The sequence below is a fragment of the Bradyrhizobium sp. OK095 genome (assembly GCF_900109945.1).
Classification (GTDB): domain Bacteria; phylum Pseudomonadota; class Alphaproteobacteria; order Rhizobiales; family Xanthobacteraceae; genus Bradyrhizobium.
In genome coordinates this window covers 539,534-559,543 of sequence record NZ_FOBX01000002.1, presented here as the reverse complement: position 1 = coordinate 559,543, position 20,010 = coordinate 539,534, and the positions used below count along the sequence as shown (strand labels likewise).

At 63.7% G+C, this 20,010-nt stretch carries 18 protein-coding genes; 8 read left to right on the top strand and 10 right to left on the bottom strand.

Annotated features, from left to right (window positions below; translation table 11 throughout):
- The first annotated feature begins 53 nt into the window (after nt 1-53).
- Entirely contained in the window at nt 54-836 is a 783-nt protein-coding gene (locus BMW89_RS07605) for a class I SAM-dependent methyltransferase (RefSeq protein ID WP_177195899.1), read from the top strand.
- Nucleotides 837-853: 17 nt separating this feature from the next.
- Here the strand turns inward: BMW89_RS07605 and BMW89_RS07600 are convergent, their stop codons facing one another.
- A complete protein-coding gene (locus BMW89_RS07600; protein ID WP_092024255.1) occupies nt 854-1,699 on the bottom strand; it encodes a hypothetical protein in 846 nt (281 codons plus the stop codon).
- 64 nt (nt 1,700-1,763) lie between these two features.
- Nucleotides 1,764-2,261: a hypothetical protein gene (locus tag BMW89_RS07595; RefSeq protein ID WP_092024253.1), complete on the bottom strand. Its 498-nt coding sequence runs from the start codon at nt 2,259-2,261 to the stop codon at nt 1,764-1,766.
- A 463-nt stretch (nt 2,262-2,724) separates the two neighbouring features.
- On the opposite strand from BMW89_RS07595, the gene BMW89_RS37785 reads away from it, so the two are divergent.
- The 6 genes from BMW89_RS37785 (at nt 2,725) to BMW89_RS07560 (ending at nt 8,913) form a co-directional block, all read left to right on the top strand.
- The gene (locus BMW89_RS37785; protein WP_177195898.1) at nt 2,725-2,958 is read left to right on the top strand and encodes a hypothetical protein; all 234 of its coding nucleotides are present in this window, start codon (nt 2,725-2,727) and stop codon (nt 2,956-2,958) included.
- A gap of 191 nt (nt 2,959-3,149) precedes the next feature.
- Entirely contained in the window at nt 3,150-4,034 is an 885-nt protein-coding gene (hpnC, locus tag BMW89_RS07580) for a squalene synthase HpnC (protein ID WP_092024249.1), read from the top strand.
- Nucleotides 4,024-4,863 carry a presqualene diphosphate synthase HpnD gene (gene hpnD, locus BMW89_RS07575; protein ID WP_092024247.1) on the top strand — a complete coding sequence of 280 codons (840 nt, stop codon included), beginning with the start codon at nt 4,024-4,026 and terminating at the stop codon, nt 4,861-4,863. The genes hpnC and hpnD overlap by 11 nt, the downstream gene beginning before the upstream one ends.
- The gene (hpnE, locus tag BMW89_RS07570) at nt 4,863-6,119 is read left to right on the top strand and encodes a hydroxysqualene dehydroxylase HpnE (RefSeq protein WP_092024245.1); all 1,257 of its coding nucleotides are present in this window, start codon (nt 4,863-4,865) and stop codon (nt 6,117-6,119) included. The genes hpnD and hpnE overlap by 1 nt, the downstream gene beginning before the upstream one ends.
- 80 nt (nt 6,120-6,199) lie before the next feature.
- Nucleotides 6,200-8,167 carry a squalene--hopene cyclase gene (gene shc / locus BMW89_RS07565; RefSeq protein WP_092024243.1) on the top strand — a complete coding sequence of 656 codons (1,968 nt, stop codon included), beginning with the start codon at nt 6,200-6,202 and terminating at the stop codon, nt 8,165-8,167.
- Nucleotides 8,164-8,913: a phosphorylase gene (locus tag BMW89_RS07560; protein WP_177195897.1), complete on the top strand. Its 750-nt coding sequence runs from the start codon at nt 8,164-8,166 to the stop codon at nt 8,911-8,913. The genes shc and BMW89_RS07560 overlap by 4 nt, the downstream gene beginning before the upstream one ends.
- A gap of 132 nt (nt 8,914-9,045) precedes the next feature.
- Here BMW89_RS07560 and pbfA read toward each other — a convergent pair whose 3' ends face one another.
- The 6 genes from pbfA to BMW89_RS07530 all read right to left on the bottom strand — a co-directional run bounded on the left by pbfA (nt 9,046) and on the right by BMW89_RS07530 (nt 16,279).
- Nucleotides 9,046-10,374, bottom strand: a complete 1,329-nt coding sequence (pbfA, locus tag BMW89_RS07555; protein ID WP_092024239.1) for a (R)-1-hydroxy-2-aminoethylphosphonate ammonia-lyase — start codon at nt 10,372-10,374, stop codon at nt 9,046-9,048.
- On the bottom strand, nt 10,371-11,186 hold the full coding sequence (gene phnX, locus BMW89_RS07550) for a phosphonoacetaldehyde hydrolase (RefSeq protein WP_092024236.1): 816 nt from the start codon (nt 11,184-11,186) through the stop codon (nt 10,371-10,373). Before phnX ends, pbfA begins: the two co-directional genes overlap by 4 nt.
- Nucleotides 11,183-12,328: a TIGR03364 family FAD-dependent oxidoreductase gene (locus tag BMW89_RS07545; protein WP_092024234.1), complete on the bottom strand. Its 1,146-nt coding sequence runs from the start codon at nt 12,326-12,328 to the stop codon at nt 11,183-11,185. The genes phnX and BMW89_RS07545 overlap by 4 nt, the downstream gene beginning before the upstream one ends.
- A gap of 2 nt (nt 12,329-12,330) precedes the next feature.
- The gene (locus BMW89_RS07540; protein ID WP_092024232.1) at nt 12,331-14,049 is read right to left on the bottom strand and encodes a putative 2-aminoethylphosphonate ABC transporter permease subunit; all 1,719 of its coding nucleotides are present in this window, start codon (nt 14,047-14,049) and stop codon (nt 12,331-12,333) included.
- Nucleotides 14,050-14,064: 15 nt separating this feature from the next.
- Nucleotides 14,065-15,165 carry a putative 2-aminoethylphosphonate ABC transporter ATP-binding protein gene (locus BMW89_RS07535; protein WP_092024230.1) on the bottom strand — a complete coding sequence of 367 codons (1,101 nt, stop codon included), beginning with the start codon at nt 15,163-15,165 and terminating at the stop codon, nt 14,065-14,067.
- Between the two features lie 76 nt (nt 15,166-15,241).
- On the bottom strand, nt 15,242-16,279 hold the full coding sequence (locus BMW89_RS07530) for a putative 2-aminoethylphosphonate ABC transporter substrate-binding protein (RefSeq protein WP_177195896.1): 1,038 nt from the start codon (nt 16,277-16,279) through the stop codon (nt 15,242-15,244).
- Nucleotides 16,280-17,154: 875 nt separating this feature from the next.
- Between BMW89_RS07530 and BMW89_RS07525 the strand changes: the two genes are divergently transcribed.
- Nucleotides 17,155-18,129, top strand: coding sequence for an outer membrane protein (locus tag BMW89_RS07525; protein ID WP_177195895.1), 975 nt, complete (start codon nt 17,155-17,157; stop codon nt 18,127-18,129).
- Between the two features lie 143 nt (nt 18,130-18,272).
- On the opposite strand, the gene BMW89_RS07520 is transcribed toward BMW89_RS07525, so the two are convergent.
- Both BMW89_RS07520 and BMW89_RS07515 read right to left on the bottom strand, forming a co-directional pair.
- Entirely contained in the window at nt 18,273-18,794 is a 522-nt protein-coding gene (locus BMW89_RS07520; RefSeq protein ID WP_092024226.1) for an REP-associated tyrosine transposase, read from the bottom strand.
- A gap of 94 nt (nt 18,795-18,888) precedes the next feature.
- Nucleotides 18,889-19,962: a helix-turn-helix transcriptional regulator gene (locus tag BMW89_RS07515; protein WP_092024224.1), complete on the bottom strand. Its 1,074-nt coding sequence runs from the start codon at nt 19,960-19,962 to the stop codon at nt 18,889-18,891.
- Nucleotides 19,963-20,010 lie beyond the last annotated feature (48 nt).

Sequence of the window (20,010 nt, the reverse complement as noted above, 5' to 3'; positions counted from 1 at the left end):
GAATCGGCGCAGTCTGAATGACTGCGCCGGAGTTCCGGCCGAGGATGCGGCCGATGCGGTACGACAGCTCCATCGTGGAGTTTCAGCAGAAGCGAGGCGGCGATTCAGCCGCCTTTTTCGTTCCGTTCCTGACATCGGACACGATCCTGCTCGACGCGGGTTGCGGACCCGGGACCATCACGGCCGCACTCGCGGGCGTTGTCGGAAAAGCGGTCGGGATCGATATCGAGCCGAAGGCGATCGCCGCCGGTAGCGCCCGCGCGGCGGAGGCGGGCTTGACCAACCTCGCCTTTGCCGAGGCCGACATGACCGCGCTGCCGTTCGAGGATGGATCGTTCGACGCCGTGTTCTTTCACGCGGTGCTCTACCATCAGAGCGAGGCGGTACTGACCCGAACGCTGGCGGAAGCCCGACGGGTGCTGAAGCCGGGTGGCTTCCTCGCAACACGTGACGCCGATGTCGGCGGTAATGTGCTTCACCCCGAACTCGACGGCGTACGCCTCGCGCTTGATCTCTGGCAACGCTGGTACGAGCACGACGATCCAGAAGCAATTCGCTTCGGCCGCCGGCAGGGCTCCATTCTTCGTGCTCACGGTTTCGCGCCGGTCTGGGCGGGGGCCAGCTACGTCAACCACAGCGCCGATGCCGCGAGCCGCAGCGCAGCCGTCGCGGATGCGCGGCGAAGCCTGCTCGGACTCGGGCCGCAGCTTCTCAGCAAGGCGCTCGCGACCGCCGACGAGATTCAGGCCGCGCTTGCCGGATGGGAGGGCTGGGGAACCGATCCGGACGCAGTCTATTTCAGATGCCGGTGCGAATGCGTCGCGCGCAAGGATTGATGCGGTGCGCCCCGCACTCAAGCCTCGATACGAACGATCCCGTACGGATTGAACTTGAAATCGTCGTCGGCGTATTGCGACCCTTGCGAAAGTGCGAGCTTGCGCTCGCGCAAGCTCGCATCGACGCCGTGTTCCGCCATGGCGTCGGCGATCTCGTCCGTCAGCTTCACCGCATCCCGGTCGCTGCCGCGCGACTTCGCGACATAGACCTCCGGCAGCCCGACGAGGTGGAAGCCCACGCTTTCGTTGTAGCTGTTGCCGCCGAGCGGGCGCTTGGCGAAGGCGAGGCGGCAGGTCCGGCTCATCGCAGCCGTGACGGCGAGCCCCTGGTTCGTCCTCGCCGCCGCCTTGCACTCTGCGGCCAATTGCATCCACCGCGCGAGGCCGTGAGCAACGCCGGCGCTTTCGCCCTTCACGGCGGTGGCGCCGGCCTCGATCATCTCCTCGACGATGCGCAAGGCCGCTGCCGAATAGGCGACTGATTTCTGCTGCTCCAGTGGCGGGCTCAGCACGTAGAGCACCGCCTTATGATTGGCCACCGCAGCTTCGTCCGTAGCGGACCAGGCATTGGGAAAGACGCGGTCCCAGGACACCCCGAACGATCGCTCCATGTGCGGATCGGGCTTCCCTTGCGAATAAGTGCGATCGATCTCGAAGTTGAAATCCGCGATCGTTTTGGCCACCGCCTTCGGCGGATGTAGCAGGCTATCGTCCTTGCCAAGGAAGCAGAGCACGTGACGTGGCTTCACTGACGACGGCTGCATGTCCGTCTCCCTTGGGATCGACGGTTGATCATTGGCCCACGCGCGGCTGGTGGCGAAGAGCCCGACGGCTTTGAGCAGATGCCTGCGCAGATGGTTCATGTCAGCAAAAAGCCCCCGGCTCGCGAGAACCGAGGGCTGTATTCCCATCGATCTGGAAGAGCAATCAGCCCTTCGTCAACGTGATGTTGACGCCGCGGATCTCGCCCTTGGAGGAGATCTGCACCGTCTGCTTGGTGCCGTTGGTGCGCAGCGACAAATTGGCGGCGAAGCCGTTGGCCTCGACGAACACTTCGATCGAGCCGCCGCCGGCGGTGCCCTGCAGATTGCCGAAGATGTTGCGGTTGGTCTCGCTCCAGTTGCCGGAGATCCGCTCGCCCTGGCTCGTCACATCGCTGGTGAGGTCGAACTTGTAGCTGTCGGACGCGCAGTGCAGGGCCTGCTTGAGGTTGAGACCGGTGCCGGCGACCTTGTAGTCCGCCCTGCAGCGGATCCGTTCGGTGGAACCGTCGGACAGCGACACCGTGCCGGTGCCGGTCCAGGCGCCGTCGAAACCGGCAAACGGTCCGGCCGACTGAGCGTGGCTTGCCGAAACCGAGAAGAGCAGCGCAGCCCCGATGCCGGCCGCCTTGATCGCCAGTGCAGATCGCCCAAAAAATTTCATCACAAATATCCCGTTTTGGAACGACGTCCGCTCAACATCGGGGACGTCTCGCCACATCGAAGGTTTAGTGTTCCGAGCCAGTGTCAGGTTCAACGCCCGCCCGCCAGAGATGGCGGTTCACCGGGCGCCCGCGCCATGCCCGGACCCCTGCAATTTGTTGTGTTTCGGCATGTTTCCGGCCCAAACGGCGGGGCGGAGAGATGCAGCGCTGCAACAGCCGTGCAGTAAAATGCGCAGTGCCTGAATTATGACTTAGTATCAAACCCTTACATCTGCCAATGAAGACCCAGGGAAGACCTGATTTGGTGGATGCGGCGCCAATTTGGCCGCATTTACCAGTGCTTGTGCCTTCTCCCACGGCCGCGACTTCCGCGGCGACTTGCCATCAGAACAATCCGTTCCGGCCGTCCGCCCTGTGCTGTCCGGGATCGGTGCGATTCTGCCGTCAGAACGAAGGAATACAATGCGTAAGCTTCTCGTCGCTCTCACCCTGCTGTCGGCAACCCTTTCCACGGCGGCATTCGCCCAGGCAGGACGTGGCACGGACGCCGAGCAGAAGGCCTGCACGCGCGACGTGCAGAAGTTCTGCCGCCCGGTCATCGACCAGGGCGATTTCACGATCCTGGCCTGCCTCAAGGAGAACCGGCCCAAGATCTCGCAGGCCTGCGACCAGGTCCTGAAGAGCCACAATCAGTAAGCTCGGCCACTGGCCCACAAAGGCGGTCCTGGGGCCGCCTTTTCGGGCCGGATCCGGAAGGGCTGCCATCGACAGACAGGATTGGTTTTGCGGCCGTATTCCCCTATATGGGGGCCGCGGCGGCATCGCCGGCATGAGCCCGCGCGAGCGAAAAAGCCCTTCCTGTCCAAACGATTGTAAGCCAGCCCTCGATGACCTCTGCGAGCGAATTGCGATCCGGCAAGGGTGACCGCGACGAGAATTTTCCCGTCGCGTCCTGGATCATTCATCCGCGTCATCGTGCGCTGATCCTGGCGTATTACAATTTCGTCCGCACCGCTGACGACATCGCCGATCACGCCACCCTGCCGCCCGACGAGAAGCTACGCTTGCTCGACCTGTTCGAGGCGGAACTGCTCGGCAAGGGCGACACCCAGACTGAGGCCGTCATCCTGCGGCGCGCGCTGGCCGAGCGCGGCATGGCGCCGCGCCACGCGCTCGACGTGCTGATCGCGTTCCGCATGGACGTGACCAAGCTGCGCTACGAGAACTGGGACGAGGTCATCCATTATTGCCGCTACTCGGCGATGCCGGTCGGCCGCTTCATGCTCGATGTCCACGGTGAGAGCACCTCGACCTGGGCCGCATCGGATGCGCTCTGCGCGGCGCTCCAGATCAACAACCATCTCCAGGATTGCGGCAAGGATTTCCGCGAGCTCAATCGCGTTTATCTGCCGCGCGACGCGCTGGCCGCGAGTGGTGCCTCGGTCGAGCAGCTCGGGCTGACGCAGTCGCCGCCGGAGATGCTGGCCTGTCTTCAGGGGCTCGCCGTGCGCAACGCGGCGCTGCTCGACGAGGGCAGGTCGTTGAGCGCGGAGATCCGGGATGTCCGCCTCGGCGTCGACGTTGCCGTGATCCGGGCCTATGCCGACCGCATCGTGCGCCTGCTGAAGGTGCGCGATCCCCTGCGCGAGCGCGTGCATCTGAACAAGTTCGAGCTTCTCACTTTCAGCCTCGCCGGCATGATCGGCGAAGTCGGCCGCCGCGCGATCGGACGCAAGGCCATTTCCAGACCGGGGACTGCACATGACGCTTGAGGCGGCCGCGCCCAGCGCCAATTACGGCTCGACCGCATCGAACAGCTCCTTCTACGCTGCGATGCGCATCCTGCCGCATGATCAGCGCGAAGCGATGTTCCAGATCTACAGCTTCTGCCGCCAGGTCGACGACATCGCCGATTCCGACGGTCCGCGCGACGAGCGGCTCGCCGCGCTGCAGGAATGGCGCAACGATATCGACGCGCTCTACCAGGGCAATCCGCCGCCGCGCCTTGCCGACTATGTCGGCTCCGTGAAGGCCTTCGGGCTGAAGCGCGAAGATTTTGTTGCGATCGTCGACGGCATGGAGATGGATGTGCCGCAGGACATCCGCGCGCCCGACATGGCGACGCTGGATCTCTATTGCGACCGTGTCGCCAGCGCCGTGGGACGGTTGTCGGTGCGGGTGTTCGGCTTGCCCGAGGAAGATGGCATCGAGCTCGCCCATCATCTCGGCCGCGCGCTCCAGCTCACCAACATCCTGCGCGACATCGACGAAGACGCGGGTCTCGGCCGGCTCTATCTGCCGCGCGAGGCGCTGCTGCATGCCGGGATCACCTCCAACGATCCGGACCGCGTGATCGTCGAGCGTGCGCTGCCAAAGGTCTGTCTGCCGCTGGCACAGCGCGCAAAGGTGTATTTCGAGAAGTCGGACGAGATCATGAGCCGCAATCGGCGCCGCGCGGTGCGCGCGCCGCGCATGATGTCGAAATACTATCATGCCATTCTGGACCTCCTGATCGCGCGCGGCTTCAACGCGCCGCGCGAGCCGGTACGTGTGGCGAAGGTCACACGCATCCTGATCCTGCTCCGTTACGCTTTCATCTGATGCAAAACACAGCTCACATCATCGGTGCTGGAATTTCCGGCCTCTCCGCCGCCGTGCGGCTCGCCAATGCCGGCTTCAAGGTCGCCGTGCACGAGGCGACGCAGCAAGCCGGCGGTCGCTGCCGTTCCTATTTCGACGCCGCCACCAATCTCACCATCGACAATGGCAATCATCTGCTGCTGTCCGGCAACAGCCATGCGCGCGCCTATGCGCGTGCGATCGGCACCGAGGCCGGCCTCGTTGGCCCCGAAAGCGCGCAGTTTCCCTTTGTCGATATCACGACCGGGCAGCGCTGGCAGATCGATCTTGGCGCCGGCCGATTGCCGACCTGGGTGCTCGACGAAAGCCGTCGCGTTCCCGACACCGGGCTCACCGATTATCTGAAACTGGCGCCGTTGATCTGGGCGTCGGAGCAGACGCTGGTCGGCAAATCCATTCCTTGCGAGGGCACGCTCTATCAGCGCCTGGTGCAGCCGCTGCTGCTCGCCGCGCTCAATGTCGATCCGCCCGAGGGTTCGGCCGGTCTCGCGGGTGCGATCGTGCGCGAGACACTGCTTGCCGGCGGGCAGGCCTGCCGTCCCCTGATCGCGCGCGACGGCCTCAGCGCCGTGCTGATCGAGCCCGCCGTGAAGTTTCTGGCTGAGCGTGGCCACACCGTTCAGCTCGGCCATGAGCTGCGATCGTTCGTGACCAGCGATGGCAAGGCGAGCGCGCTGAATTTCGGCGGCGAGGATGTCATCCAGATCGGTGAGGGCGACGTCGTCGTGATGGCGGTGCCGCCGCGCGCTGCCGCGAGCCTGCTGCCCGGCGTGAAGACGCCGACCGAATTCCGCGCCATCGTCAATGCACACTTCCGGTTTGAGCCGCCGCCGGGGTCGCCGGCGATCCTGGGTGTGATCGGCGGCGTCGTGGAATGGCTGTTCGCGTTCCCGAACCGGCTCTCGGTGACCATCAGCAACGCCGACCGCCTCGTCGACATGCCGCGTGAGGAACTCGCGCAGGAAATCTGGAACGATGTCTGCAAGGCGGGCGGGGTTTCCGGCGAGCTGCCGCCGTGGCAGATCGTGCGCGAGCGCCGGGCCACTTTTGCCGCCACACCGGCCCAGAATGCCCTGCGTCCGGGGCCGGTCACTGCGCTGAAAAACCTGTTTCTCGCCGGCGACTGGACTGCTACGGGATTGCCTGCAACCATCGAGGGATCGGTCCGATCTGGTGATCGTGCCGCAGATCTGGTTTTGGCCGCCAAGACATCTTGAAGCCAAGACATCTTGAAAAGCGGCCCTGACGGGCAAAAATTCCCGTCAATTTCAATCGACTATCGGAGCAATCGAGCGAGATGGATTCCGTGAACGCGACCAGCCGCGAAGCTTTGGAATCGAAGGTCTTGGAATCGAGCATTGCGTCGGCCACGCAAGGCGTCGTCGGCCTGCAGCAATCCGACGGCCATTGGGTGTTCGAGCTCGAAGCCGATTGCACGATCCCGGCCGAATACGTGCTGCTGCGTCATTATCTGGCTGAGCCCGTGGACACCGCGCTCGAAGCCAAGATCGCCAACTATCTGCGCCGCGTTCAGGGCGCCCATGGCGGCTGGCCGCTGGTGCATGACGGCGAGTTCGACATGAGCGCCAGCGTGAAGGCTTACTTCGCGCTGAAGATGATCGGCGATTCCACAGACAGCCCGCATATGGTGCGTGCGCGCGAGGCGATGCATTCCCGCGGTGGCGCCATCAACAGCAACGTCTTCACCCGCTTCCTGCTCGCGATGTTCGGCGTGGTGACCTGGCGCGCGGTGCCGGTGCTGCCGATCGAGATCGTGCTGCTGCCGTTCTGGTCGCCGTTCCACATCAACAAGATCTCCTATTGGGCGCGCACCACCATGGTGCCGCTGATGGTGCTTGCCGCGCTGAAGCCGCTCGCGAAGAATCCGAAGGGCGTCGGCATCGACGAATTGTTCCTGCAGGATCCGCGCGGAATCGGCATGACCGCGAAGGCGCCGCACCAGAGCATGGCCTGGTTCGTGCTGTTCCGCGCGCTCGACGGTATCTTGCGCGTGGTCGAGCCGATGTTTCCGAACAGCCTGCGCAAGCGCGCGATCGATGCGGCGCTCGCCTTCACCGAAGAGCGGCTCAACGGCGAGGACGGCATGGGCGCGATCTATCCGCCGATGGCCAACATCGTCATGATGTACGACGCGCTCGGCAAGGACGAGAATTTCCCGCCGCGCGCGATCACGCGCCGGGGCATCGACAAGCTGCTCGTGATCAAGGACGACGAAGCCTATTGCCAGCCCTGCGTCTCGCCCGTGTGGGATACGACGCTGACCGCGCACGCGTTGCTGGAAGCCGGCGGCGACATAGCGGTGCCTGCCGCCAAGCAGGGCCTCGACTGGCTGATCCCGAAGCAGGAGCTCGAGGTGAAGGGCGATTGGGCGGTGAAGCGGCCCGACGTGCGTCCGGGCGGCTGGGCTTTCCAGTACAACAATGCGCACTACCCCGATCTCGACGACACGGCTGTCGTGGTGATGTCGATGGACCGCATGCGGCGGGAGCACGGCGCCACCGGCTATGATGCCGCGATCGATCGCGGCCGGGAGTGGATCGAGGGCATGCAGAGCGACGACGGCGGCTGGGCTGCCTTCGACGTCAACAATCTCGAATACTATTTGAACAACATCCCGTTCTCCGACCATGGCGCGCTGCTCGATCCTCCGACCGAGGACGTCACCGCGCGCTGCATCTCGATGCTGGCCCAGCTCGGCGAGACCGAGACAACCAGCAAGCATGTGGCCGACGGGGTCGCTTACCTCCGGAAGACCCAGCACCCCGAAGGGTCCTGGTACGGCCGCTGGGGCATGAACTTCATCTATGGAACCTGGTCGGTTGTCTGCGCCCTGAACATGGCCGGTGTCCGCCACGACGACCCGATGATGCGGAAAGCCGCCGGCTGGCTGGCCTCGATCCAGAACAAGGATGGCGGCTGGGGCGAGGACGCCGTCAGCTACCGGCTGGACTACCGGGGATGGGAGGCAGCTCCCTCGACCGCCTCGCAAACGGCATGGGCTTTGCTTGCCCTGATGGCAGCTGGCGAGGTTGATCACCCGGCCGTCGCCCGCGGGGTGGAGTACCTGATTGCCACACAGAACGAAAAAGGGCTGTGGGACGAGCAGCGGTACACCGCCACAGGCTTTCCTCGTGTATTCTACCTTCGATATCATGGTTACCCGAAGTTCTTTCCGCTGTGGGCGTTGGCGCGGTACCGGAACTTGAGGAACACCAACAGCAGGGTGGTAGGGGTCGGAATGTGACTTTGGGGACGGGGGACTATCTCACCGCGGGCAATGCCATTGATCCGCGGCCAATCTTGATCGTGACCGGTCTGGTCCAGGAGGCCCGCATCGCGGCTGGGCCCGGGATGGCCGTGATCTGCTCGTCGAGCAGCCCCACCCAGTTGCGGGCGCTTCTGACGGTGATGGATCCCAATACGATTCGCGGCGTGATCTCGTTCGGCGTGGCCGGCGGGCTCGACCCGACCCTGCGCTCCGGCGACGTCGTGCTGGCAACCGAGGTGCTCTCCGGCGATACCCGTTGGGCCGCCGGCCTGTCGCTCGGCAACGACCTCATCGACCGCCTGACCTCAGGCCGCCGCCGTGTGGTGCGCGGCAGCCTCGCCGGCGCCGAGGAAGTGGTCACGGGCCGCTCCAGCAAGGCGGCGCTGCATTCAGAAACCGGCGCCTCCGCCGTCGACATGGAAAGCCACATCGCGGCCGCCTACGCCTCCGAGGCCGGGCTGCCGTTCGCCGCAGTCCGCGTCATCAGCGACCCCGCCCATCGCGCGCTGCCGGCGCTCGCCCGCGCCGCCATCAAGCCGAACGGCCAGATCGATCTCGCCGCCGTGCTCCGCGGCATCGTCCGCAACCCGACCACGCTGCATGCGCTGGTCTCGACCGGCATCGACTTCAACCGCGCGCTGCGCAGCTTGCGGGGGTGTCGCGATTTCCTGATCGGGACGGAGCTGGTCGAGAGCGAGACGCTGGTGTCGAAGGCGGCCTGAGCGGTTTCTTGATTTGACGAAAGAGAAAAGGCCCGGTCGCCATTGGCGTCCGGGCCTTTTTTGGTTGAGATATCTGCGCGTCAGCTCGACCGAGAGCGCCATAGCCGAAGCTTCATCCGCGTCGTGATCTGCTCACAAGGCCGACATCGCCTCTTCGAGGATATCGAGGGCTTGGTCGAGTTCGGCGCGCGAGATCGTGAGCGGCGGGCATAGCGTGACCACGTTGCCACCGCCGAGCTTGAAGCTCAGGCCTGCCTCCAGGCAGCGATACAGCAGGCGCTCGGCGAGCGCGTTGGCCTCGGCCTCGTCGCGGAGACCGATCTCGACGCCGAGATAGAGACCCGCCCCGCGCACCTCGGAAATCAAGGGGTGCCGCTGCGCCATCGATCGCAGCCGGTCGAGGGCGTGCGCGCCGAGGACGCGCGCCGCGGCGAGCAGCCCTTCCTCCTCGATCACATCGAGCGTGGCAAGGGCTGCAGCGCACCCGACCGGGCTCTTCTCGTGGGTGTAGTGGCCCAGTGCCCCCTCGGGCACCACGTCGAGATCGGCCCGGACCACCATTGCCGCCATCGGCATGACGCCGCCGCCCAGTCCCTTGCCGAGCACGAGAATATCAGGTGCAGTTTCGGCCTGCTCACAGACGAACATGGTTCCGGTGCGGCCGAGACAGCTCGGCACCTCGTCGAAGATCAGGAGAGCCCCGTGCCGGTCGCAGCTCGCGCGTACTCTGGGCCAGAAGCCGGGCGGCGGCAGTTCGACCGTGGTCCACCGCATGGGCTCGGCGATCACGGCTGCGACGTCGCCCTGCACCTTGAGGACATAGTCGATGTAGTCGGCGAGCCGCTCATGCGCATGGCCGTCCTGTCCGAAGAAGCGCGCGGCCAGTCCTGGCGGCGGAACATGCTCCGTGCCCGGCAGCAGCGGGCCAGCGCCGCGCCGAAACAGCGCTTCGCCACCCACCGAGACCGCATCGAGATTGGCGCCGTGAAAAGCATCCCACATGGACAGGGTCTTGTGTCGCCCCGTTGCATAGCGGGCGAGCTTCAGCGCCATGCCGATCGCAGCCGAGCCGCTGGGTGCCAGAAGCACCTTCTCCAGCGGCGCGGGCGCCAATTCGGCGAGGCGCCGGGCGAGGTCGATCGCGGCCCTGTTGGTGTAGCGGCGCGGGCAGAAGGGCAAAGTATCGAGTTGCGACTTGATGGCCGCGACCACGCGAGGATGACCGTAGCCGACCTGATGCACGCTGTTGCCGTGGAAATCGAGGATGCGCCGGCCCTGGAGATCGACGAGATGAGATCCTTCGGCGGCGGTGGCCACGTTCAGGCAGGGCGTCGACAGCGACTGCCGCAGGAACCAGCGCTCGTCCTCGTCGAGCCATTCCTGGGTCTGCGCATCGAGGTGGCGTTCGTGAAACGACCGCCGCTCCGCCGACAAATTGACATCGCCCTCGGACTCGCTCACGGCCGCTCTCCGTTGGCCAGCCGGCTTTCGATCGCAGCGATCACGGGCATGATATCGGCGACGCCGTCGATTACGTAGTGGGCGCCGGCGGCCTCCAGCCGGCCGGCAGCTGCCGCGCGCCGCTCGGCGAAGGTTTTCGGTGGCAGCGCCGCGGTGTCGGCGAGCGACAGCCCGAAGACGTTGCCGGTGACAGCCACGCCGACGGTCCAGCAGCCGCCGTTGAGACCTTCCTTGATCCCGACCTCGGTGTCGTCGACCTTGACGCAGCTCCAGGCCGGCCAGACCTCGAGCTCCAGAAAGGCCTTGTACAGCATGAACGGCGTGGGGCGGCCGTCGGGCGTGTCACCGGTGCAAACGATATTGTCCGGCGAATAGCCCTGCGCCGCCGCGACCGGAATGACTTCGGCCATGATCTCGCGCGTGTAGCCCGTGCTCGAGCCGATCTTCAGGCCGCGGCGTCGCAAGCCAGCGACAGCTTCGGCCACGCCCGGGATCACGTCGGCGTAGCGCCCGGCGACCTCGACGTTCATCGGCACGAACACGTCATAGAGCGCATCGATGTCGGCTTCGGTGGGCTCGCGCCCATACTTGCCGCGCCACGCGGCGGCGATCCGGGACAACCGCAGGAGGGCGGCGATGTGGGGGCGCTTGGCCATGCCCATCGGCCCGCGCGCCTCTTCGACGGTGATCGCTATGCCGAAGCGCGCGAATGCCTCCACGAACACGCCCATCGGCGCCAGCGAGCCGTGGTCCACCGTCGTGCCGGCCCAGTCGAACACCACGGCCTGGACGTGCTCGAATTTATCGGTCATGTGGCCCGGCTCCCCGACGTCAATTCGTCAAGCACTTCCTCGGCGATCGCAAACGAGGTGCTGGCGCCGGTGCCGCTGGTGATCATGACCAGGCGTACGGCGTCCGATGGCCGGTCGATCAGCATCAGCCGGTCGGACGCCGAGGCGTAGGTGCCGATCCAGCGCTCGCGGACCACCGGCGTTGGCCATGCCAGCACCTGGCGGAATTCGTCCATGATCAACTCGTCCACCGTATCAGGACCGAAAGGGTCCGGCGTCGCGTCGTAGTGATGGGAATCGCCGACGACGAGCGAGCCGTCCTCGCTCTGCACGGCGATCAAATGCACGCCATTGGCCAGATGCTGGCCCTGCTCCGCCCCGAGCCGCTGCTTCAGCGCGGCAGTCTCAGGCAATTCGGCGTAGCCGAGATAGCGCACCAGGCCAAGGTCCGACATCACGGCCGCATTGAACCGCGGCATTGCGGCCGCCGATCCGACCCGCAGCATATGCAGCTTGCAGCGGACGAGCCCGTAAGCGCTGATGCGTTCCGGATAGAGGCTTAGAAAATCGTCACCCGGGCATACCACGCAGAGCCGGGCGCGGACCGGCCCGCGTGTGGTGTCGATCACCGGCGGCGTCACCGCCTTGACCTGCGTCTGATAGAGGAAGGTGACGCCGTGCACCTCGGCGAGCCACCGCGCCAGCGCCGGCACCGCGATGCGCGACTCCACCCGCAAATCGTGCGGGCTCGCCAGCACGGCTTGCAGATGGTCCGTCTTCAGCATCGGGAAACGTCGACCCGCCTCGGTCGGGCTCAGAAGTTCGCAAGCCTCGCCCATCTCGGTTGATCTGAACGCCTCGAGCACGGCCACAGCTTCCGGTCGTCGCACTGCGACCGCCAGTCCGAAATGCTCGATCCTGATTCCGGCAGCCGCCGCCACTTCGGCCCAGATCTGCCGCGACCGCATCGCGCGTTGCCAACATGGGCCGCGCTGCTGTCCGGTGACCGTGATAAAGCCGAAATTGCGGATCGAGGCGCCGTTCGCCCTTGCATCGCGCTCGATGACCACGACCCGCAAGCCCCGGCGCACGCCCGCAAGCGCATGGGCGAGACCGCAGATGCCGCCCCCGACAACGGCCAGATCGAATTCGTCTCCAGACATGCTCACCGCTTTCTCCACATCTGCGCGCGCGCAAGGTAGCCCCGTGTGAGCAGCATGTAGATGGCTCGTGTCAGGGCGGAGGTGGCGAAGACGACCATGGCCATGGCGGCCGCCGGGGCCACGTCGCCTGCGTCATCCATGTTGAGCACGGCGATGGCCGCAAGCGTCGTGTGCGGTGCGTAGATGAAGACCACCGCAGAGACCGTCGTCATCGCGTTCACGAACAGATACATGGCGATATCCAGCACCGCCGGCAGGCAGACCGGCAAGGTCACCCGCATGAACGTACGCCAGAACGGCACTCTGAGCGATGCCGAAACGGTCTCGAACTCCCGATCGACCTGCTTGAGCGCCGTCACCGCGGTCAGGTGCGAGACGGAGTAGAAATGCGAGATCGTGCAGACAACGAGAATGGCCATCGTGCCGTAGATGAATCGCAGCGGATTGGCCGGGTTGTTGAAGAAGAAGATGTAGCCGAGACCGAGCACCAGGCCCGGGACGGCCAATGGAAGCAGCGCGAGAAACTGCACGAAGCCGCGAACGGTGCGAAAGCGCGGGGTCTTCTCGACCAGATAAGCGCCGGCAAAGATCACTGCGGTGCCGAACAGCGCGGTGAGGCCGGCCATGACGAGCGAGTTGAGATAGCTGCGCCAGCCGCCGCCATCCATCATGTCGAAGTCGAAGTTCTTGAAGCTGGGCGTCAGATTGTACGGCCAGAACGTCGCGATCGAGGCGAAGAAGGATACGCCAAGAATGACCAGGATCGCGAACGCGATCAGCGAACAGATTGCCAGCATCGCGCGGTCGATCGTGGCGTCGGGCTTGGGCGCATAAGGTACCGCGCGCGCGGTGAGCAGCGCCATCTGGCGTCGCTGCATGACCTGATCGACGGCGAAGGCCAGCACCGCGGGCAGCAGCAGGATCAGGCCGACCACCGCACCCATCTGGAAATTCTGCTGCCCGACCACCTGCTTGTAGATGTCGGTCGCGAGCACGTTGAATCTGCCCCCAATGACCTTCGGGACGCCGAAATCGGTGATCACCAGGGTGAAGACGACGAAAATCGCGCTGATCAGGCCATAGCGTGCCCCCGGAAGGGTTACCGTCCAGAAGGTGCGGCTGGGAGACGCCCGCAGGGCTTGCGCCGCCTCGTACAGACGGGCGTCCGAGATTGCCAGCGCCGTGGTGATGATGATGAGCGCGTGCGGGAAGGTCCAGAACACCTCGCCCATGACGATGCCGATCGGACCGTAGATCGACGCGCCGAGCAGCATCCATTTGACCAGGCCCTGATTGCCGAACAGGTAGACAAGGCTGATCGCGGGCAGCAACGAGGGTGCGAGAATCGGGATCTGCGCGATGATGCGGAACAGTCCTCGCGCCGGCATGCAGCTGCGGGTGAGCCCGTAGGCGTAGACGAAAGCGAGCAGAACGCAGATGACGGTGCTCAGCAGCGAGACCCAGACCGAGTGCCAGATCGAGTAGGCGAGCGCCGGATTGGCGAAATAGGCCTGGAAATTGGCAAACCCGACGAAGCTGCCATCGCTCGTCTGGAAGCTCTTGGACAGCAGCGCCCAGAGCGGCAGCAGGACGGTGACGATCAGCCAGAGGCCGAGCGCCACGACCGCGCCTCGCATGATCCAGTCGTCGCGCCCCAGCTTCTGCCTCAGGGGCGCCACCGCGGCGGCGCGGTCCGGCAGACTCAATGTCTCGGTCGCCATCGCTGGTTTCCCGTGTCAGGCGGCAGAGGGCGGCTGGGCAAACACGCGCAACCGCTTCGGCGGAAGCGCCACCTCGATGGTCGCACCCGACGAAATGCCGAGGTCGCGGACGGCGTTGATGGAAAAGTCGGCAGAGAAGTTCAGTCCCGTACCACTCGCATGCAATGTCGTTGCGAAATGATTGCCGATGAATTCCATGACGCCGACCTGGACCGACAGGCGATTGTCCACATGCTCGTCGATGTCGCGCACCACCACGTCCTCCGGCCGAAGGCAGACTGTGACGGCCGTGCCTTCGCCGAGTGGTACTTCCTCGCAAAAGTCGAGCACGGCGCCCCTGACATTGGCGCGCCTGCTGGTGACGAGGCGCCCCTCCAGGAAATTCATCTTGCCGACGAAGTCGGCGACGAAAGCCGTCGCGGGCCGGCCGTAGATCTCGTCGGGCGTGCCGACCTGCTCGATCCTGCCATTGCTCATCACCACGATCCGGTCGGACATGGTGAGCGCCTCTTCCTGGTCGTGGGTCACCATGATGGTGGTCAGCCTGAGGCGACGCTGCAGATCGCGGATCTCGCCGCGCAGGCGCGCCCGGACGCGGGCGTCGAGAGCGGACAGCGGTTCGTCGAGCAGCAGAAGGCCGGGCGACAGCGCCAGCGCGCGGGCAAGGGCGACGCGCTGCTGCTGGCCACCGGAGAGCTGGGCCGGATATTTGCCGGCCTGCTCCGGCAGATCGACGAGCTCGATGAGCTCCTTGACCCGTTTGTCGATCTCGGCGCGGGCTTTGCGCGCCGACACCAGGCCGTAGGCTATGTTGTCCCTGATTGTCAGGTTCGGAAACAGCGCATAGGACTGAAACACGATGCCGAAGTCGCGCTCGGCGACCGGCAGCGTCGAGATGTCCCGCCCGGCCTGATGGATCGACCCCGTGGTCTGCACGTCCAGTCCGGAGATGGCCCGGAGCAGCGTGGTCTTGCCGCAGCCGGACGGGCCGAGGAACGAGATCAACTCCCCCGGCATGATGTCGAGGTCGACCCGGTCCAGCGCGGTGAACGCACCGAACCTTTTCGACAAATTGCGGATGCGGAGATAGGGCTCCGTCGTCGGCATGCTGTCCATGACACTGTCCCGCATTGTCCGGCGGCGCGCATGCACCGCCGGCCTCGTCGATCCCGATATCCTCGTTTCTTGATCCCTACTTCTTGGGCTCGGACTTGCCGTCGTAGCGCTTGCTCCACTCCGCCAGGATCTTGTCGCGGTTCTCCGCAGCCCAGGCAAAGTCGTTCTTGATCAGCATCTTGTTGATGTCGCCCTGGACGAACTCCATGGGGCTTGCGATGCCGGGCAGCGCGACGATGGCGTAGTTTTCGGCGTAGAGCTTGTTGGCCTCGGGCGTCGCGGCCCAGTCGGCAAGCTTCTTCGCTGCCTCGGGCTCCTTGGTGGCCTTCATGATTCCGATCGCCTCCATGTCCCAGCCGAGACCTTCCTTGGGCAGGGCAATGCTGATCGGCGCGCCATCCTTCTTGGTCTTGTTGGCGCGATACTCGAACGAGAGGCCGATCGCGTATTCGCCGGCGCCGGCCTGTCGGCACGGCTTGGAGCCGGAGTGCGTATAGGCCGCGATGTTCTTGTGAAGCTCGTCCATGTACTTCCAGCCCTCGTCCCAGCCGAACAGCTGTAGCCAGGCAGAGACCATCAGAAATCCGGTACCCGAAGAAGCCGGGTTCGGCATGGCGACCTGTCCCTGATAGACCGGCTTCGTCAGATCGGCCCAAGAGGTGGGCTCCGGCAGGTTCTTCTTGCTCGATTCCACGGTGTTGACGCACAGGGCCGATGCCCACACGTCCATGCCCACCCAATCCGGCGACGCCGCGGGATCGCGCATCTTGGCGTCGATCTTGTCGAGCCCAGCCGGCGCGTAGGGCATCAGCATGCCCTCCTTCTGGAGCAGCATCAGCGAGGTCGCGGCAAGGCCCATGACCACATCGGCCTTGGGGTTTGCCTTCTCCGCAAGCAGCTTCGCCGTGATGATGCCGGTCGAGTCGCGGACCCAGAGGATGTTGATGCCCGGATTGGCCTTCTCGAACGCGGCCTTGTAGGGCTTGATCTGGTCGGCTTCCAGCGCTGTGTAAACGGTGAGGTCGGCCGCGCGAGCTGCGGTGCCGAGGCCGAACATGGCAACGGCGAGCGACACGAGCGCGCGTTGCAGACCGCTTGTCGTGCACAGGTTCATGTCGGGCTCCATCGATTGACGCCGCGGGCTGGCTGCGTCCGGGCAGGGGAACCAATATTGTTAAATGACATTTCCGTGACGTACATGTCGGATTTTGTGCACGGCGCGCCTCGATTGCGACGTCTCTGCACATCTTAAGTGCATTGTCATGGCTCCAGCGGCCTCAACGCAAACGTCTGGTTCGGGCTCTCCTTCAGCGGCGCCGGTCGGCGTCAGCGGTGATGCGCGTGTCGCAGCTGAGTTTCCCGGGACAGCAATGGGTTGACCGAATGGACGCTGCGCCGTTCGGTGGCCGCGTTTCGACCGTGCACGGGTTGTTCTTCACTTTTTTGCGGGCGGGCGCCGAAGGCGCTACGCGAGAGGGAGGGGAGGGAGCGTCGCCTGCGCACCGCTGGCGCTCGAACTGAACAAAAAGAAGTGCCCGGTCGTGGGAGACAGGTGCGCTGGACTGCGCCGCTGAAGTGAGACACGCTGATTGCGGTGGCTGGCATTCCGGCTTGGTGAAGGCCAGCGAGTTAGTGCACTGTCAACGTAACTCCAAAGGCCCGCTCGCGACGCGATCGGGCCTTTCGTTTGTCGTCCGTCGCCCGATGGAGCGATTTGTCTGCCATAGCTCGAAGAGCGAAGGCGGAAGCGCAATCCGGGAAAGTCTCGTCGCGGGCGGATTAGTGCACTTCTATCGGAGTTCTAGATGTGCCTTCGAAGGCACACCCGCAGGAATTTGCCATCTTGGTTGAGGCTTGGCTGGTCACTCGCTCTCCGGTGGTATAGCCAAATGGCGCAACAGTCTGCACCGTCGCGGTCCTTCTAGACCGCCAGCATCGATCGCCCGTCGGGACTTGCCGAAATAAAGTGAGCAGATGTGGAAGGGGAGCATGTTTCGTTACATTGCGGCTTTCTTGTCGATCGGCCTTTTGCTGTTCACTTCAGAAGCGAAGGCCGCGATTCCTGAAGATCTCGCTGCCTGTTCCCGGCTGAAGAACGGGACCGAACGACTGGCATGCTTTGACGCCGCGGTCGGAATGGAGAAGCACGGATCGACTTCCAGGCCGCCGCCCATTGCGAAGGCCATCGATACGGCGGCTTCTCCGCGTCGCGCACGAAAATGGGATGGCGCGTTCGTTGGCATCGGCGCCGCTGCGGCGTCCATCAAATCGAACAGCAATGGTAGTTTGACCAGCGATCCGGGAGGCGATCCCAACGTCATCGTAGGCGGGGAAACCGTTTCGAGTCTTAGTAATTCGGCCAAGGGCTCAGGCGCGGGCGTCGATTTGCGTGCGGGATATATGACGCAAATTTCCTCGTTGCTGCTCGGTGTTCAGGGAGACTTGCTTTTTCCAGCGGTCAAAGCCGACCAGAAATTGTTTGTCGGACGATGCGATCATCCCGCTTGCGTGAGCAGTTTCAATTTCAGCGGTCAAGGCTCGCTCACCGCGAACTGGATAGCATCGGCCACGGTGAAGGCCGGCTGGCTTACACCTGATAGTGCCAATCTTCTGTACGTGCTGGGGGGCTTTTCTTACGGCGACTTCACTTCGCACGTGGTCTCGGGCATCTCGATAAACAGCTTCGGTATTGGCGGCACATACCAATTCTCCTTTCCGCGCGTTGACTTTGCAGCCGCCGGTTGGACTGCTGGCCTCGGCTGGGAACGACGCATTGATGATGCGTGGAGGCTGTATGCCGAATACCGGTTCAGCCGCTTCGGAAACTTCGACCAGCGCTATGCCTTTTCCTACGCGCCATGCCCGCTCGGACTTGCCTGTACCACCATGACGCAGATGAGCGGCTCTATCGATCTCCAGACTGTTCGAGTCGGTGTGAGCCGTTCATTTGCAATAACGCAATAGCTTCTCTCAAGCGCCGATCTGCCGGCGCAGAAATTACAAAATTACGGTGACAGTGCCGGACTGCACCCCGTAAGTGAGACACGGCAATTCCTGTGACAGCGCGTAGGATTGGTTGAGCCCTTGCGAAACCCATCTCTTCCCGGTCACCGCTCTCCGTAATCGCGGCCATCATCTGACTGATCGCCCGCCCAATCGGCTGGGTAGTTGCCAAGCTCCACGTGACGATGAAACGAGGACGGCGCCCGGTCGTGCACCCTGTCGACGAGCCCATGCCTGACCGGATTGATGTGAACATAGTCGACATGCCGGGCGAGGTCGGTTTCGTCGCGAATGGTATGCTCCCAATATCTGCGTTGCCAAATGCCGCGTTCCCCCTTGGCCGAACGGCTTTGGGAGATTCTTTCGTTCCGCGCCAGACGGCGCGAAACGGCGGACTTGATCAACTGCCAGCGCATCGCAAAATTGGCATCGCCTTCGGCTAACATCCATACGGTGTGAAGGTCATCAGGCAGCGCCACGATGGCATCGATCGCAAATGGATGGCGCCGGTGCGTCTCACGAAACAGCTCGACATGATCCGTCAGCAACGACAGCTTCCGCTCCGCCAGATTGACGGTGAAGAAGAAGCATCCACCCGGAACGAAGTTGCGACGGTACGCGGTCATGATGGACGATACCACGAAACAAGCGCGATGGGTTTCGCAAGAGCTCAACCCATCCTACGAGCTGTAACTGTAAATCGTGTCACTGTAATCCAGCCTAGCGAATGATGCTTGCGCTCTTCAGCAACGCTACGAGCTGACTTTGTTGGTTGGTCGCAGTTTTTCGGAAGATATTTTCCAGATAGGATCGTGCAGTACTATCCTTGATCTCGCTTTCGAGGGCGCCCTCTTTCAGCGTTTTCCCTGAAACGAGGCTGATTGCCAGTGCTGCCTCTGCGGGTGTGAGATCAAATAGCCCGCTGAGCATGTCCGGTGAAGGAACGATCGCGGTTGCTTTCACCGTTGTCAGGACAACCAATACATCGCCGCCGGAAAACAGGTCACGCGCCGAACGCTTCAAGGGCAGCACGTGCATGACGCTACGCTCGCGCCGCTCGCTGCTCGATATCGGTATGGACAGCACGTCGGAGGTGTCTCTCGTGCGTCCCGTCATCAAGGCATTCTGCAGTAATACATCTGTCGTCGGGTTGATGCTGGATAAGCGATCGCCGCTCCCGATACAAATCGTCGACGGTATCGTCTGAAAGAGCGGATTGGTCGCAATGACTTTGCCGTCACTACATACCGCCGCCGGAAGGTTCATCGCTTGCATGGCCGCGACAGTGCTGCGCGCGCGCTCGAAACCGACTTTCGTCGCGATCAACCCGGCTCGCGCCAAATGTGGCCTGAGCGCGTTGAGTTTTTGGACGCTGCCGTCACGATAGCCGCCATTTGCCAGAGATCTTTGCAGGACATACATGACGAGCTCGCCACTCGGCATGGGTATCGCCGTGCAAATGTGATTTCCGATACCGAGGTCACGCAGCTTGATTCTGATCGGATCGTTCTCGATCTCCTCGGCGCTGAGGTAGGCGTCCACTTCGACGAAGCTGTGAGGTTTGAGGCCGTACATCCGCATGACAGAGGTTGAGAACCGCAGCGAATCGGTCGCGAGAAACTCGCCCAGCAAATCATCCAAATTTCCGAGGGTCACGCCGCGGGTCGGCATTGCCTCTTCAAACAGGAATACTGTTGAGCCAACCGAGTCTGACAGATTTGCAAGCTGCTGCAGGACATCAGGCCACAGATGCGGCACAAACGCCGCCTCGTAGATCAAATCGACAACTTCCATTCCAAACGCAGCCTGTGAATTCAAGTATCGCGCATGAGAGGATACCCT